Source organism: Hufsiella arboris (assembly GCF_009834875.1).
Taxonomy (GTDB): Bacteria; Bacteroidota; Bacteroidia; order Sphingobacteriales; family Sphingobacteriaceae; genus Hufsiella_A; species Hufsiella_A arboris.
Genome location: NZ_WVHT01000002.1, coordinates 238,175 through 254,116 on the forward strand (window position 1 = coordinate 238,175; position 15,942 = coordinate 254,116).

The 15,942-nt window shown below is 48.1% G+C and carries 14 protein-coding genes; 9 read left to right on the top strand and 5 right to left on the bottom strand.

Features of this window, described 5'->3' with window-relative positions:
- The first annotated feature begins 25 nt into the window (after nt 1-25).
- The 4 genes from mobC (at nt 26) to GS399_RS04820 (ending at nt 5,705) form a co-directional block, all read left to right on the top strand.
- Nucleotides 26-2,092: a conjugal transfer protein MobC gene (gene mobC / locus GS399_RS04805; RefSeq protein WP_160843462.1), complete on the top strand. Its 2,067-nt coding sequence runs from the start codon at nt 26-28 to the stop codon at nt 2,090-2,092.
- A gap of 233 nt (nt 2,093-2,325) precedes the next feature.
- Nucleotides 2,326-3,186 (top strand): helix-turn-helix domain-containing protein, encoded by an 861-nt coding sequence (locus GS399_RS04810; RefSeq protein ID WP_160843463.1) that lies wholly within the window; start codon nt 2,326-2,328, stop codon nt 3,184-3,186.
- Nucleotides 3,187-3,340: 154 nt separating this feature from the next.
- Nucleotides 3,341-5,032 (top strand): thiol-activated cytolysin family protein, encoded by a 1,692-nt coding sequence (locus GS399_RS04815; protein WP_160843464.1) that lies wholly within the window; start codon nt 3,341-3,343, stop codon nt 5,030-5,032.
- A gap of 214 nt (nt 5,033-5,246) precedes the next feature.
- The gene (locus tag GS399_RS04820; RefSeq protein ID WP_160843465.1) at nt 5,247-5,705 is read left to right on the top strand and encodes an Lrp/AsnC family transcriptional regulator; all 459 of its coding nucleotides are present in this window, start codon (nt 5,247-5,249) and stop codon (nt 5,703-5,705) included.
- On the opposite strand, the gene pckA is transcribed toward GS399_RS04820, so the two are convergent.
- Complete coding sequence (gene pckA, locus GS399_RS04825; protein ID WP_160843466.1) at nt 5,702-8,278, bottom strand: phosphoenolpyruvate carboxykinase (ATP); 2,577 nt, start codon at nt 8,276-8,278, stop codon at nt 5,702-5,704. The genes GS399_RS04820 and pckA overlap by 4 nt on opposite strands.
- Before the next feature lie 336 nt (nt 8,279-8,614).
- Between pckA and GS399_RS04830 the strand changes: the two genes are divergently transcribed.
- Nucleotides 8,615-9,430: a sigma-70 family RNA polymerase sigma factor gene (locus tag GS399_RS04830; protein ID WP_160843467.1), complete on the top strand. Its 816-nt coding sequence runs from the start codon at nt 8,615-8,617 to the stop codon at nt 9,428-9,430.
- Nucleotides 9,431-9,453: 23 nt separating this feature from the next.
- Here the strand turns inward: GS399_RS04830 and GS399_RS04835 are convergent, their stop codons facing one another.
- Genes GS399_RS04835 through GS399_RS04845 form a run of 3 tightly spaced genes read right to left on the bottom strand, consistent with a single transcriptional unit; the run spans nt 9,454 to nt 11,958 of the window.
- Entirely contained in the window at nt 9,454-10,584 is a 1,131-nt protein-coding gene (locus GS399_RS04835; protein WP_160843468.1) for an outer membrane beta-barrel protein, read from the bottom strand.
- Entirely contained in the window at nt 10,572-11,201 is a 630-nt protein-coding gene (locus GS399_RS04840; RefSeq protein WP_160843469.1) for an RNA polymerase sigma factor, read from the bottom strand. Before GS399_RS04840 ends, GS399_RS04835 begins: the two co-directional genes overlap by 13 nt.
- 49 nt (nt 11,202-11,250) lie before the next feature.
- Entirely contained in the window at nt 11,251-11,958 is a 708-nt protein-coding gene (locus tag GS399_RS04845; RefSeq protein WP_160843470.1) for a DUF4397 domain-containing protein, read from the bottom strand.
- Between the two features lie 488 nt (nt 11,959-12,446).
- On the opposite strand from GS399_RS04845, the gene GS399_RS04850 reads away from it, so the two are divergent.
- The 3 genes from GS399_RS04850 (at nt 12,447) to GS399_RS04860 (ending at nt 13,932) form a co-directional block, all read left to right on the top strand.
- Nucleotides 12,447-12,920: a JAB domain-containing protein gene (locus GS399_RS04850; RefSeq protein WP_160843471.1), complete on the top strand. Its 474-nt coding sequence runs from the start codon at nt 12,447-12,449 to the stop codon at nt 12,918-12,920.
- Between the two features lie 113 nt (nt 12,921-13,033).
- A complete protein-coding gene (locus GS399_RS04855; RefSeq protein ID WP_160843472.1) occupies nt 13,034-13,189 on the top strand; it encodes a hypothetical protein in 156 nt (51 codons plus the stop codon).
- A 512-nt stretch (nt 13,190-13,701) separates the two neighbouring features.
- Nucleotides 13,702-13,932: a hypothetical protein gene (locus GS399_RS04860; protein WP_160843473.1), complete on the top strand. Its 231-nt coding sequence runs from the start codon at nt 13,702-13,704 to the stop codon at nt 13,930-13,932.
- Nucleotides 13,933-14,172: 240 nt separating this feature from the next.
- Here GS399_RS04860 and GS399_RS04865 read toward each other — a convergent pair whose 3' ends face one another.
- Nucleotides 14,173-15,129 (bottom strand): carotenoid biosynthesis protein, encoded by a 957-nt coding sequence (locus tag GS399_RS04865; protein ID WP_160843474.1) that lies wholly within the window; start codon nt 15,127-15,129, stop codon nt 14,173-14,175.
- A gap of 261 nt (nt 15,130-15,390) precedes the next feature.
- On the opposite strand from GS399_RS04865, the gene GS399_RS04870 reads away from it, so the two are divergent.
- The gene (locus GS399_RS04870; protein WP_160843475.1) at nt 15,391-15,894 is read left to right on the top strand and encodes a hypothetical protein; all 504 of its coding nucleotides are present in this window, start codon (nt 15,391-15,393) and stop codon (nt 15,892-15,894) included.
- Nucleotides 15,895-15,942 lie beyond the last annotated feature (48 nt).

Consider the following 15,942-nt stretch of genomic DNA (forward strand, 5'->3'; position numbering starts at 1 on the left):
AAACGGTCGGCTTTAAATTTTGGTCATGAATACAGGGGAAGACATGCAGGCTTTGCGCAAGATCGCTGATCTGACGCGCCTTTTAAGCGTATCGGTTTTGGCTTTACATTTTTACCTGGCTTGCTATGCGGTGTTCGCCGGGATGGGATTGAGAAGTTTTCCGAGCGACCAGGTGCTGCGGGCGCTGGCCGATACGCCGTTGTTTCATAGCGGTCTTGCGGCGAAGGCGGGGAGCCTGGTACTGCTGGCGGTTTCTTTATCGGCCGTTAAAGGACGCAAGGAGGAAGGCCTTGGGCTGAAAGACGCGCTGATCTGGCTTGGTTCGGGCATGGCTGTTTTTTTTGTCAGCAGTGCGATTTTTTACCTGACTGTTTCTTCGGGCTGGCTGACGGGATTATATATGGTAGTGACCATTTCAGCTTATCTGGCCATTATCAGAGGAGGGGTAATGTGTTCGCGTATTCTTTTTGACCGGTTCGCAGCGGATGTTTTTAATACGGAAAACGAAACCTTTCCCCAGGAGGAGCGGCTGCTTGAAAACGAATATTCAGTGAACTTGCCGGCCGTTTATCGTCTTAAAGGGCGGATGCGTAAAAGCTGGATTAACATCATTAACCCGTTCCGGGGTATACTGGTTGCCGGGACGCCGGGAGCAGGAAAGTCCTATTTTGTGATCCGCCATATCATTGATCAGCATTTGTCTAAGGGATTTTCCATGTTCGTTTATGATTTCAAATACGATGACCTGAGCAGGATCGCTTACAATAAACTTTTGCGTTACCAGTCTGCCTTTAAGGTGAGGCCAGCCTTTTACGTGATCAATTTTGATGATCTGGAGCGAAGCCATCGCTGTAATCCTCTTGACCCTTCGGCAATGACTGACATTACCGATGCGACGGAGGCAAGCCGCACGATCATGCTGGGTCTGAACCGGGACTGGATTCGTAAGCAGGGCGATTTCTTTGTTGAAAGTCCGATAAATTTCCTGACAGCGATCATTTGGTTTTTGCGAAAATACCGGGACGGTCTATTTTGCACGCTGCCGCATGTGATAGAGCTGATGCAGGCTGATTATGACCCGCTGTTCACTGTGCTGGAGCGGCAGGAAGAGATCCGGGTACTGATCAATCCGTTTATCTCGGCCTGGCAAAATAAGGCGCGGGAGCAGCTGGAGGGACAGGTGGCAAGTGCGAAGATCGGACTGGCCAGGCTCTCTTCACCGCAGCTTTATTATGTGCTTTCCGGCAATGATTTTACCCTGGATGTCAATAATCCGGAGGAGCCTAAGGTGGTTTGCCTTGGTAATAATCCGCAAAAGCTTCAAATCTACGGAGCGGTGCTGTCGCTATACATTTCGCGGATGATCAAGCTGGTAAACCGGAAGGATCAGCTGAAAAGCAGCCTGGTATTCGATGAGTTTCCTACGATCTATTTTAATCATATGGATAGCCTGATCGCTACGGCGCGCAGTAACCGTGTAGCGACAACGCTGGCCGTGCAGGACTACAGCCAGCTGAAAAAGGATTACGGGGCTGAGCAGGCCGAGGTGATCACGGGTATTGTCGGAAATATAATCAGCGGCCAGGTGACGGGGGATACAGCGCGCAGGCTTTCCGAACTGTTGGGTAAGATCAACCAGGAGCGGGGCAGTCGCAGTATCAATAGCTCGGATGTTTCGCTGACGCGATCCTGGCAGCTGGATTACGCGGTGCCGCAGTCGAAGATAGCCGCCCTGTCATCAGGCGAATTTGCCGGCATGGTAGCCGATAACCCGGAAGAAAAGATAAATCTGAAGGTGTTTCAAAGTGCCGTCTGTAATGATCACGCGGCTATTGCAGCCGAGGAAGGTCTATACCGGCCGCTGCCCCGGATTGCAAGGGTCAGCGAGGAGGACGTACAGGAAAATTACCTGCGCATAAAGTCGGATATTGAAAGCTTGCTGAATACCGAGCTTCGTTGCCTGCGTTCCGCGCCGGGCGTGGAAACAGGTAGCGGCAGGAATTATAAAGCTGGTGAGGTTCAGCTGACTGCGGGTATTTCACCAGGAGAGAACCGGGATCATCCGGGCCAGGAAACGGCTGTGTCTTTTTAGAATATGTTAATAGTAGTTATCGAGACTGCCTTTACCAGGTTCCGGACGAGTAAAAACATAATTTTCAGCGAATGGCAATTTGTTTCCGTGTTGTAGTTTGTTTTGTTAAGTATCTGTTAATCAGGTATAAGATTTAAAAATTTCGTTGGATGTAGTAGCAATTTGGTAAATTGTACCGGACATTGTCGTCGTTCTGCTCAGAAGATTAAAAACCAACCTTACTCAATCGAGCTATGCTTTTTTTGCAATCGGCCCCGCATCCTGCATTACGAAAGTATATAGAGCAATATTTGTATCATTCTTTTCACACATCCATATTGCCTTCTCTGGAGCAGCGATTTCTTCCTTACGACAGACCAGCGGTTTCATTTTTTTTAGGTCCGGTTCAGCTGCAACATGACCGTGAACATTTATCCGGTCCTATCTCTGCAAAAGGTCAGTCCGCATTTGCCTATTACAATGCTTTGACAACATCTGCCAATACCTTTCATTTTAAGGGAAATGAACAGGTACAGGTGATCATTATTCAATTTAAGCCGGTGGGATTCTCCGCCTTATTTCGCAGAGATATGGCTGAGCTGACAAACCAGCTTCCGGACTTTTCCCTTATAACCGGCGCTTCTGAAGGATTTATGTTTCTTGAACGACTGGTAGAAGCAAAAGATTTTGCAGCACAGGTTTCTGTATTGAATGATTTTTTCCTGGTGAGACTATGCTCTGAACGGTATGATTACGGTCAGATAAGGGAAGCCTGCCGTAAACTGATAGTCACTGACGGGCTGATAAACATGAAAGATCTCGCCTGGCATACAAATATGTCGTTGCGTACGCTTGAGCGAAAGTTTACAGAACAGGTTGGCGTCACGCCCAAAGTTTACGCCCGGATCAAGAGACTTCATCATGCCCTTGCTTTGATGAATCATGCAGATCCTTGGGCATTAAAGGAAATCGTTTACCACTGCGGTTACTATGATCCTGCCCATTTTAATAAGGAATTTCAGACTTTCAGTTTACAGTCTCCATCCACTTTTTGTGCTCCAGAATACCAGCTCTATAACCAGGTAATTTTAAATTCCAACTTGGCAGCTTTTTAAATTGACGCTTTTTTACAACAAATTCTCGCCCCGGGAAAATTACTTTGTGAATGAATAAATCTGTGTGTTTTCAAACGATAGGGCGCATTCATTTTCAACCGCCTGTTTCAGCTGCAGATTAGCCAACAAATTTTCTTACCCTAAATTATCAATTATGGAAACAATTATTGAAAGCGCTGCAAAAGCAGGCAGCAAGGCCAGCAAATCTTCAAAAACAAAAAAAATTAAAATTCAAAAGGGATACCCGGACTACAGTCTGTCTGTCGGAAAAAACTTAATAAAGCTGAAATTCGCCAGAGCCAAGAAGAAAGTTTCGAAAAAAAACGACCCGAAAGCAGCGGAACAGGATGGGCTTAGGATTTCTGTTAAACAAGCCAAACCAGTTCCCGGATCAAAGGGCGCTCCTGAAACTATCACCAGGCAAGTTACTTGTAAAATAAATACAGACAACTTCAACTGTTCCTTCAATACCGATCTTGCCGACCTTTTAAAACCGGGCCTGATCTATGATCTGAAGGACATTGCCGGGTCGAAGTATAAAAAAATTGATCTTCCGAGGAATCCGGTCGTTTTGTATGCCGACAGGCTGCCTGTCAACAATGCAAGTGTCGTTATTGATGATCCCGATGAATCGACAATAGCCGTTGCCATGGAAAAACTGCGTGCCCGTAGACAGGATGCGCCCGTCGGTAAAGACGCTTTAATTAAAATCAATGAAATCTTCAGCAAAACTGACTTCTATCTGCACGTGAATGCAGGAGGCCATTATTTTACCGCCGAGATGGAGGCATTTTACTCCTCCAGTCAAAAAAGCACCAGCCGCAAATACCTTGTCGATGTTACTAACGAGTTATATGCACTTAATATAGAAATGCCGCAAAAGCAGCCTGAAACTTTTTTCAAAGATGCCAATGTCGAGATAGACAAAGACTGGGTAATGGTTTCACGCGTGACTTTCGGCCAGCGTATTCTTATCTTGATAGAGTCGGATACGGTATTAACGAAAGATGATTTCGGTTTTGAGGCTTCGTTTGAAATAGGATTTGCCGGCGCGCATGCCGGTCTGGAAATCAAAAATAGCAGTCTTCACAAAACGAAGTCAGTGAATATAAAGGTCTGGGGTGCTAAAGAAATCGGCTTTGACGGGCTCAGTTTGAAAAATATAAAACATGAGATCTCCGGTTTTCTTGGCAAGGCCACCAACTATAAAAACAGTTGGGGTTATCCTTTACGCTATCACCTGAGTTTTTTAAATGGCGATATTGCAAAGATCAGCTCCGGGCTGGTAATGGATTCGAGTATAGTCGATGTTCAGGGCAATACCTTTAAGGTTTCATTGAAGAGTCTGACCTGTAATAAAAACAGCGATAGCGGTAGCACGGAGGAATACTATGGAAGTGCCCGCATACGTGCTTTTGATGGCAAACATGTTGAAATTTCGGACCGGTATCATTACAACAAGCCTCTTAAGGTTCCCGTATTAAGCAAAATTTTCAGCGTAGTTCCTGTAATTCCAATTGGAAGCGACGCAGATGAAGTCTATATAGAACTTGATGAAGGAGATAAAGAGTTGTTTGCCAAGCCGGGCGCCGTTATTTTAGACGATAAATATACGCGAATCTTTACCATGCCTTATGACGATAACCGGGCTTTTTTTACCCTGGAGGGATCGCTCAATGAAGATGACAACTGGCCAAATGCTGATGATCGTTTTAAAGGAATATTTCGAAAAATCAGGCTTTCCGATGTGATTAATGCCGGTGGAACAATAGATGTCGATTTAGAGTTCGCCAAACAGGGTGGTAAAGCTACCCTTACGTTTCAAATAGAGTCCATTCAGGCATAATAGCGTTAAGTCGGGTGCCATACCAGATCTTACTTCTGTAACGGCCGCTTGCTGCATGCTTGCGAGCGTTACTATTTTTGGCCTTAGCTCAATTTTTCATTTGTGCTTTGTCGCGGCTAACTGGTTTTTCGCAAATATTTGCGGGAGTTTGGATGCTATTTAAGAAAATGTCTACCTTAATCCTTTATAACCAATTATTTCACCCCTTCTTACTATGACATTAGATTCTTTGGATCTAAAGATCCTTTGCCTCCTTCAGGAGGATGCACGGCAGACCTGTAAGCAGATCGGCCTGAAAGTTCACAAGTCTATTTCCACTATTTACGAGCGGATCAAGCGAATGGAACAGGATGGGATCATCCGGCGCTATGCAGCAATTCTTGACTATAACCGCATGAACCGCAAGTTATCGGCTTTTACCAATATACAGCTGAAGGATCATTCCCGGGAAGGGCTTTACCGGTTCGAGTCGACGGTGTCGGCCCTGGACGAAGTGATGGAATGTTACCATACCTCGGGCCATTTTGATTTCATCCTGAAAGTTACGGTAAGCGATTTACAGGCTTACCATAACTTTCTGATGGAAAAGATCTTTTCTACCGGCCTGATCGCCCACCTGGAAAGTACGTTTGTGATGCGGGAGGCCAAGATGGAGACGGCGCTGGTGCTTTAGTCGTTGTCTGTTTTCTGCAGGATGCTGCTTAGCTGCCTTCTGAATTTTTCTGCCAGCTGGATTGCTGCCTGGCGGTATGCTTCCTTGTCGGTCCAGGCGGTTGCCGGGTCGAGGATTTCCGCCGGTACCCCCGGACAGCTTTTAGGAATTTCAAGTTTGAATATTTCCAGTAATCCGGTGCCGGCCTGTTCCAGTTCTCCGGAAAGTGCCGCATGGACGATCGCCCGCGTATAGCTGAGAGAAATGCGCTGACCTGTGCCATACGAGCCGCCTGTCCAGCCGGTATTGATCAGCCAGATGTTTGGCTGGTGTTCGCTGATCAGATCGCCGAGCAGGCCTGCATAGATTGAAGGGTGCAGGGGCATAAAGGCCTGGCCGAAGCAATGGGAGAAAGTAGCCTGCGGTTCGTTGATTCCGAACTCTGTTCCGGCAACTTTGGCGGTGTAACCCAGGCTGAAGTAATAGAGCGCTTGTTCCATGTTTAGCCTGGCAACGGGCGGAAGGACACCGAAGGCGTCGGCGGTGAGAAAAAAGATATTTCGCGGCGCCGGGCCGGTGGATGGGTCGGCTGCGTCTTTGACATACGATAAGGGATAGGATACCCGGGTGTTTTCGGTAATACTGGTGTCGTTAAAGTCGACCTGGTCGCTGTCAGGATGGAAACCGACGTTTTCCAGCAAAGCTCCCGGGCGAATGGCCTGCCAGATCTGCGGTTCATTTTGCCGGGAGAGCCCAGCCGTTTTGGCGTAGCATCCGCCTTCGAAGTTAAAGATGCCTTTCCGGCTCCAGCCGTGCTCATCGTCGCCGATCAGCCGCCTTACGGGATCGGCGGATAAGGTGGTTTTCCCGGTGCCGGATAATCCGAAAAATATAGCGGTATCGCCTTCTTTTCCCAGGTTTGCCGCGCAATGCATGGGCAGGATGCCGCGCTGCGGGAGCAGGAAATTGAGAACGCTGAAAACGGCTTTCTTGATTTCACCGGTATAACCGCTTCCGCCGATAAGAATGATCCTGCGGGAGAAATTGATAATGGAGAAATTAGCTTGCCTGGTCTGGTCGAGCGCGGGATCTGCCTTAAAGCCGGGCGCAGCCAGGACGGTCCACTCCGGCTGGTTTTCGGTGTCCGCTGCCGGCCGGATAAAGAGATTGTGTGCGAACAGATCCTGGTAGGCTTTTTCGCTGATGATGCGCAGGCTGATGCGGTTGTCTTCCTCGGCCGAGGCAAAGGCGTCACGGACAAAGACGGTCCTGGTCTGCAGGTAGTGGAGCATTTTGTTGTAAAGGAAATTAAAAGCGGTCGGGCTGAACGGAATATTGATATCGTTCCACCAGACTGTGTCCTGGGTATGCCGGTCCTGAACGATGTACCGGTCTTTGGGCGAACGGCCGGTAAATTTTCCGGTAGAAACTGCCAATACTCCGTGATTAGAAAGCCGGCCTTCGCCGCCGGCAACAATATGCTGACGGAGTTCTTCAACAGGAAGCTGGTAATGATAGGACTGGCTGCCGGGAAAGCCGAGATAAGACAGGTTAAGGGTGTTTGCTTGCAGGTTTTTCATAAAAAAATGGTTATTGATATCTAGATTGGCCTTAAGTGCCGGATGAATGATTTTGCCGGCCAGGGTGACAAGACTGGCCGAGCCGGTCAGCAGGGGAGTCCGCTGGTGCTGGTTTGCGGCCTGAAGATCCAAAATGCGCATTGTTCCGTTTGTCGCGCGTCCGCCGGCTTGTTCAATGATCAGGGCAAGTGGCTGGCATTCGTAAAGAAGACGCAGTTTGCCCTGCGGATATTTGCTGCTGGCCGGGTACAGGAAAATTCCGCCGTCCAGAAGTATGCGGTGCAGGTCTGCCACCAGGGCTCCGCTGTAGCGGCTGCTGAAGGGACGCCCGGTTTCATAGTCCGGATACTGGCAATAGTGAATAAAGCGCTTGGTGCCCTGACAGAACAGGGAATAGTACCCTTCGTTAATGGAGTAGAAGCTGCCTGCGTGAGGGATTTTCAGGCCGGGATGGCTGAGATGGAATTCCTGCGTAGTTCTGTCAAGGGTAAAGCCATGAACGCCATGTCCGGCGGTGAAGACCAGCATGGTCGCCGGCCCATAGAGAAAATAGCCCGCGGCGATTTGTTCTTTGCCGGCAGGAAAAGGCATTTTCGAGATGTCTTCTTTCGCAGGTGCCTGGTAAACTGAAAAAATACTTCCCATCGGAAGATTGCTTTCGGCATTGGTGGATCCGTCAAGCGGATCGATGGCAATCAGGTACGGTGCGTCTTTATTAAGAGTAAGCAATTCCTGCGATTCTTCAGAAGCCAGTGTGCGGCAAAGTCCGCTTTCTTTTAATGCCGAGATAAATAGCTGGTTAGCCCGTAGATCCAGCGCCTGCTGCGCTTCTCCGGAAGCGTTGTAACTGGTTGCCGCTGTGGAGAGGAGCTGTCTGCCCTGGCTTACCTGGCTGCTTAATCGGACGGCGGCACCGCTGAAAGCTTCAAGGACTGAGGCGAGCGGTGTCCCGGCAAGGGTGTTTTGACCGGTTGATTCCCGCAGGAATCGCGAAAGAGTTTGGCCTGAATTCATATGCTTAGTGTATTTGTTACAATTAGGTTTTTAGCGGTTTTGGTTAACTGGTCACAAACGTGCACCGGTTTTTTTTACTAATACAAGGGTACAGGTGATAAATATTTTTGCCATGCAGGTTACTGGCTTACTCAGGCTTAGTGTAAGAGTGGTGTTTTTGAAACTTGTTTTGTTCTTTTTTCGGCGGCAGCGTGGTTACGATCCTGCTGGGCGAAAAATTTGCGGCGATGATTGCGGGTTCCCGAAAAATTAACGGACTTATCCGGCTTGCTCGCTTTGAATGTGGCGTATCCTGACTTTTGGTTATACCAATTATGACCAAAGATGAAAGAGTTAGTGATCTCGCCGAGCATTACCCGGCATGAAACACATTTACTGGAGCGTTACCTTCGCGAGATTTCGCAGTTTAAGTTGCTGGACGCCGCCGAAGAAATCGAGCTTTGCCGCCGTATCCAGGACGGGGACGAGGGGGCTTTAAACCGGATGGTGCAGGGAAACCTGCGATTTGTGGTTTCGGTCGCTAAGCGTTACCAGAACCTGGGTATGCCGCTGACGGATCTGATCAATGAAGGGAACGAGGGGCTGATCCGGGCGGCGCGCAGGTTTGACGATACGCGGGGATTTAAGTTTATTTCGTTTGCGGTGTGGTGGATACGGCAGGCGATTTTAAGTGCGCTTTGCCAGCATCAGCGAACGATCCGTTTACCGATGCACCGGCAGGGCTTGCTGAGCAAAGCGAGAAAGATGTCCGCAGCGCTTGAAATGCAGCTGGAACGAACGCCGACAGAGGAGGAGCTTGCCAGGCTGATGGAACTAGACGCCGGGAAACTGGCTGATGGTTTGCACTATTCCGGTACCTGCACCAGCTACGATGCGCCGCTTATCGATGGTGAAGGCGACCTGACGCTGCTTGACCGTTTGGCCGGCCAGCGGGATGCGAGTTTGGAATTTATAGAGAACGACGCGAGAATTCAGCTGGTGAAGGATTTGCTAAGACGGCTGACCCCGCGAGAACGCTCGGTCGTAGAGTTAAGCTACGGGTTAACCGGGGGGCAATGTCTTACCTGTGCCGAGATTGCATTAGGTCTGGGTGTTTCAACTGAAAGGGTGAGGCAGCTGAGGGCAGCGGCCTTAGGTAAAATGGCGCGGTGAGTGTTTATTACCGGTTTTGGTTTTCAAAAACTAACTTTCAGGCGAAGTCCTCCCTGTGCCAGATTTACCTGGTGCTCAGAAAATTTACTGAATGGTATTTTAACGAACGGCTCGATAGAAATGGTGTTTTTCGATGTGAGTTTTTGGTCAAAACCTATTGCCATGTTGTATAAACCAAAATTACGATAGTCTTCAAGCTGGTTCTTTGCAACGGATTCGGAGCTGACTGAACTGGTTGTTACTGCCTGTGTTTGGGTATTTCCGCTCGCATCTACGAATGTGCTGACGCCCGTCGATTGGCTCGTATACTCAAGGGACTGCTCCTGGGAGGTTACGGCGAAAGCCGAAACACCCAGACGGGCATATACTTTAGAAGTCAGATGATATTGAAGTTCCAGCGGGATGTCTATTCCCCTCATTGTAGCCGTGGTGCTGCTCAGCATTCGGCCGGATCGCAAAGCGGCATAATCCGGTGTGATTTTTTTTGCTCCCCCCAGTTCCGAGTAATAAAGTCCTGTGCTGAGAGATAACTTCTTACTGACCTTGTAGCTTAACTGGGTGCCGATATTCAGGTCCATTTTTGAACGGCTGTCGATCCCCTGGCCGACAGCCAGTCCAAAGGTCCAGGCACGGGGCTTTGAACTTTTGCCGGTGGGGCTTCCGGGTTCTTCAACAGGCCTTGAAAATGGCGCTTTTTCAATATTGGTGGCGTCCGCGGGTGCATTGGAAGTGGTAAAAGGGCGGGCAATAACGAATGATGTTTGTCTAACCTGCGGTAAAGCAATTCCGGCACTGCCTGCTCTAGGCAGCAATTGCCTGTTTCCGAACAATGAGGATAAGTGTTTTGATGAATTCGATGGGGTGATGCTTGCTAGGACACGTGGAGTTGTTTCTTCCGCTTCAGCGATAGCAAGCTTGTTTTGCCGTTCTTCGGTTTTATAACTTAGTTTTTCGACTGTTTGCTGAGAGTTATTTATTTGCAGGTAGGTTCCAATGCCGACCAGTAGAATGGCAGCTGCTACACTGACTCTGCGCCATAAAATTAAACGACGGCGTTTTTTCTCCCTTTTCTTAAAGTCTTCCCAGGCTCCTGGCCTGTATCCGAAATCAAGCGAAGCCAGCTCTTCTTTCAAATGATCTGTTATTTCGTCCATGCCGCTGAATAGTTGGTTTGTTGATGATAAAGTGTACGCAGCCGGGCTTTAGCTCTGGCAAGGTAGGTGCGGCTGTGGCTGGCCGTGATACTTAGTTCAGCGGCTATTTCTTCGTGGCTGAATCCTTCGATTTCATACAGGTTGAAGATGACACGTTGCAGCTGCGGTAGTTCATCGAGTAATTTCAGGACATCCGCTGCATTCATTTTGTCAATGACTGTGAGATGTTCCGCCACCGGGTGAAGCTCTGTCAGTTCTACAAGGGGAAACTGATTTTTATCGATACGCAGAAAATCGATGACAGTTCGGGATGCTATTTTCGCCATCCAGCCCTTGAAGGCGGCCATGAGCTTTGCCGGATCTTCCGGATGCTGAAAGCTCTGCAGTTTTCTGAATATTTTTATATAACTGTCATTCACTAATTCTTCCACGTTTTGTATGTCGCTGGTGTATCGCCTGATAACGCCGGTCAGATAGCCATAAAAAGATTTATAAATCCATTCCCGGCAGGATTCATCATTGTTTAAACAGCCGGCGATGATTTCATCCAGCGTTTTGATCGGTTTGATCACCCGTTCTTTATCGCGAAACTTTAAAAAAATGGCTGCGGCTTTCATTCATCTGAAGGCTGCCCGCCGTTTTGGACGGACAGCCTGTATCGGTAGATTATTTATTGTTTATCACTTGCAGGGATAGTTTGGTGCTGTCGGTCTTAGCGCGCAGTCCCTTCGCCAGTATGGTATAAATTTTTCCTTTTTCAATTTTTACTTTTTCAATTCTTGCCAGTACTTCGGTTTTCCCGTTCTCACGAATTTCAAAAGTCTTCTCAGTGCCGGGTGCTGCCGTTGAAAAGGCTGACGTTTTCTTAAAATCAGCTTTTTTTACAAAGAGCGTGTCGGTACCGGAGATGTTCAGGTCGAGACTTCCGGCGTCAGGACTCAGGTTGATAAAGCGGATTTTAGCCTGATCCGTCTTAGGATCTGATAGGTCGTCTTCGGTTAATAAGGTGCTTTCTTTCGAGGGTACGTCGACAACGAAAAGCGAGTAATAGGTGCCGTTCTTTAACGCATTAGTCGATTTTGCAAATTGCCTGGTTGAATCTTTTTTGGTAACACTGAATTCATAACTTCCTGACTGTATAACTCCGTATGCAAGGGCTGTTCCGTAAGTCAGCCGTGCATGGTTGGCTTTAGAGCCGTTAATGACGAAAGTCAGTTCGGACGTGCCGGGAGCTGCATGTACGACAGAGATGGCGGAAGATGGAGGGTTATCGGCATCGTTGTTGGTTTTACAGGAGCCGGCCAGTAAAGCGATAGCGGCCAGACCTAAAATCGGTTTTTTCAACAGAGAGGAAACGGTCGTAAAATTTCTCATATTATTTGTTTTACCCTGCTAAACGGGGCCGGTCGCAAAAACGCAACAGTCCCTGTAAATTTTTTTTGTGATATGCGATCAGGTTAGCATACTGCTGTAGCATTTCGAACCGCGAAAATAAAATCCGGCAGTGTTTTCCGGGTTTATGAAGTGTAATTTTTAATGGGAAGGCCAGCGCGGAGGCAGGTAAGGTTTGTTCATGATTGTCATACTGTTTTTAATACGCTGATCCGGCCGCTTCAGCACTTAATATGTTTATTCGTGTTCTTTCGATAATCCGCCAAGTTTTTGATTCTCATTAAATCGCTGCGATTAATTACACACCAATTTAGCCGGTCTTTTTTACGCCGGTTCGCTGCGCCAAAGTAGTATCCGGAAAATGGGTATCCGCCTGTGGCGGAGCCTCCGCATTTTCCGGCTCTCCACTTTGCCGGCGGCTGAAAGGCCGGCTTGCTGAGCGCCATAATTAATCACTCAAAAATTGTGTTATGGAAAATCTCAGTAAAATCAGTACAGTGATGGAAGTTGCAGAAATCAGTGTGTCTTATTGTCCGAAAGTTAAAGCATCCAACAGGCCGAAGGTCACTTGTTCGGCTGATGCCTATAAAGTGTTTTACGGGATGTGGGATCAGGACCGGCTGGAACTGGTGGAGCATTTTTACGTGATGCTGCTGAACCGCTGCAACCGGGTGCTGGGCGTGTCGCTGATTTCCTCAGGCGGGTTTTCCGGTACAATAGCGGATCCGAAACTGATATTTGCGATTGCCCTGAAGGCTGGTGCTTCGGCCATGATCCTGGCGCATAATCATCCATCGGGTAACCTAGCGCCAAGCAGTCAAGACCGTGCGCTGACTGCTAAGCTGCAGCATGCCGGATCGTTCCTGGATATAGCCGTTAACGATCATTTGATTATCTGCCCGGAAGGCTGTTATTATTCATTTGCTGACAGCGGGGAGATGTGAGTAGTAAGATGCGTGATGTTGCAGGCCATTCTGCAGAAAAAAGAACGTTGCAGGGAGCGGCTGACGAATCGGCCTTGGGGGGGTGCAGGGCTGGGTTTATATACTGTGATGTAATGATACAAAAGATCAAATATACCTTGATCGGGCTAACTATATCGCTGCTATCATATTACATTGTCCTGATTTACCAGCCGGTAGAATACCTTACCGGGATTTTATCGCTCCTAATACCCCTGCAGCTTTGCGGGATGCATGTGCTGCTTCGCTGATCGCTTGTGTCTTAAACGGACGATGAGATTTAAGGTACGTGATATGATCAAACAGCCATTTATTATAATAGTTTATTGAGTTATTTCGCAGTCTGCATGTATCTGAGCGGGCTCTGGTAGCATTTGTTTTACCACAGTATGCCGAGATAACGGCTTCCAAAATCGTCGTTCCGGCGTGCAACTTTTTACAGGATTAACAGTAAAAGATTTGGCTGTTCATTAGTTGATTGAATCATGTTTTTTATCGTCGTAAAATATCCTGCTGTCACGTGTTTCCTGATGGCCGTTCATTTGACAAATAATAAAATGGGCCTTTTAGAATGGCTCTGTCTCTTAACGTTTTGCTACTTGGGGTACCGGCAATATCAGCTACAGGAGTATCCGCTTGATCGCTGGGTAGCCCGGCAGATCAGGCGCATACGGGGATGGTTTTCAAAAGCACGAAAAAACTGAAGAAGTTAAGCGGCTCTTTTACCTTGCCCGGAAAGAATGTAAATTCGCCTCATCGACATATGACTCAACCCTTACGAATTCATCACCAGGACAAGGATTATTTTTACCAGCTGATCAGTCCCCGTAAACTAACCAGGGAAACGACCGAGATCGAACTGCTCCTGGATAACTCATCACTCAAACTACTGAAAAATGAAGCGGGCTGGACGGTATCCGGATCGCTGGAACAATCCCGTGAAGAGGTAGTGGCGCTGATTGTGCGCTCACTGGCAAGCCGGTACGGTATATAGCGTCTCTTATATGTTAATTTCTCAATTATGTCTGCTATAATAAATTTCGCGGCAATCGGGGATAGTTGATCCTTCAAATATCTTCAAATAAGAGGTGCATCGATTGGAAGCAAGACATTCTCCTGCGAAGATCTGAACACGACATCAGCGGGCACCTGCTACGGTAGCTGTGTGACTTAACGGATACCGGCTGTAATCTAGTTATCAAACGGGTTTCCGCCGGCACCCATAAGCATTACCTCATGACGGTAAAAGATCCGCGGATTTCGCTGTCTTTCTCGCCTTTAAGGGTAAATAATGAATGAGCAGGCCGGTCAGCAGGTTAAGCAGCGTAACGAACGTCATTAACCAGTTTTCCCTGAAAAAACCAAGAATAAAAAAGCACCCCGCGAAAAAAAGGTGGAACCAGAACGGCACCAGCCACGCAATAGCCGGCAAACTTGCAGATATCGCGGTTCTTTTGCGCCAACCGGTTACCGTGAGGATGACCAGGATCAAACATATGCCCGTAAACCGGTGAACGGACCGGATACCGAGATATTCAGTCAGATATGGCCAGATCTCCTGCGTCAGATACAGCGCCGCTAATGAACAAATTAAAGAGAGGAGAGCTGTCAGGGTACTCTGCACGATTGCCGGCCGTACCGTCCACCGTATTTTTTTCTCAAAGATCCGGCTGAAAAGCGAATAACTGAAGACGACCGTTTGCCAGCCGATAAAATTGCCGAAGGGAATCCCGAACCATTGGGCTGTCAGGGGATTGAAATCCGTGTCCGACCAGTCCCAGTGCCACATATGCGTCCGGTAGGCGACAACGTCCATGCTCAGGTCGATGTTCAATGCCAACAGGGTATCAAATGCCGCGGCCGGCCATAATGTAAGCCCGAGCTTGTCTGTATAAAGGCGGGCGGTATACATGATAATTCCCCAGCCTACACCGATCCATAGCGGAACCGCCAGGGCGGCGCTGCCTAGCATCAACCGGAAATGACCGTAGGTATAACTGCCCATCATTACTTCCATGTACTCAAGCAGGAGACCAAATAAAACGCCGCCCAGGAGGTAAGAGACATCACGGATACTGTTCCGGCAGGCGTAAATGAGGCAAAGAATCAAAAGAACATAAGGGACGAACTCCGCGAGTAAGTAACACCATTGCGGCGCCGGGCCATAGGGAATTCCGGGATACGGTAGCATAATGGACTTTTACAGGGTGAGTATTCCGTTTATTTTTCGCCAGCCTTTGTATCACACTTCCGGCAAGTATTGTAATACAGCGGCTGTTCAACAAATTTACCAACCACCCCGGTATTTTTCAGGGATTCTTTAATACTGTCAATTAAAATTACTTCGTCGCTGACCGTTGATGTCCTGTCAGAGTCAAACGAAGCGCTCAGAAGAATGGCGGTCAAACCTTTTGAGGAAAAAGCTGTCTTAGTCCTAAAAAGGTATAATCGAATGATCCGTCAATTTTTTACAGTCATGGCTACCGCGGCTGTTCTTTCAGCGGGATGCCACACCCAGAAGCCGGTAGCCCAAAACGATGAAACAAGGCCGGTAACCGCCGGCTCAAAATTGCTTAAAACACGTATGGCAACCGCCGGAAGGAGGTTGACGAAAGATTCCGCTCTGTTGTCTTTTACAGTGACAAATAATACCAGCGAAACTCAGCGGTTCTGCAAATGGGAGACACCGTTTGAACCCCGGCTGGGTAAATATTTCGAGGTAAAGGACGCGCAGGGTAACGAGGCGCTTTTCAGAGGCGCTATGGCCAGGCGGGTAATGCCGCCTCCGCCGGAAGCCTATATAGAAGTTCCTCCGCACGACAGCATCAGCACGGTGGTTAACCTGGCCGACAATTATAGCCTTACGGCTGAAGAGTACGCCATTTCCTATACCGGCGGTGGCGTCAGCGGCCTTCAGGCTGGTAATAAGATCACATTTAAGCTGACCCGTCAATAACTATTGCACGATCAGAAGATTATAGATTTAATATTTCTGAATTAGCTG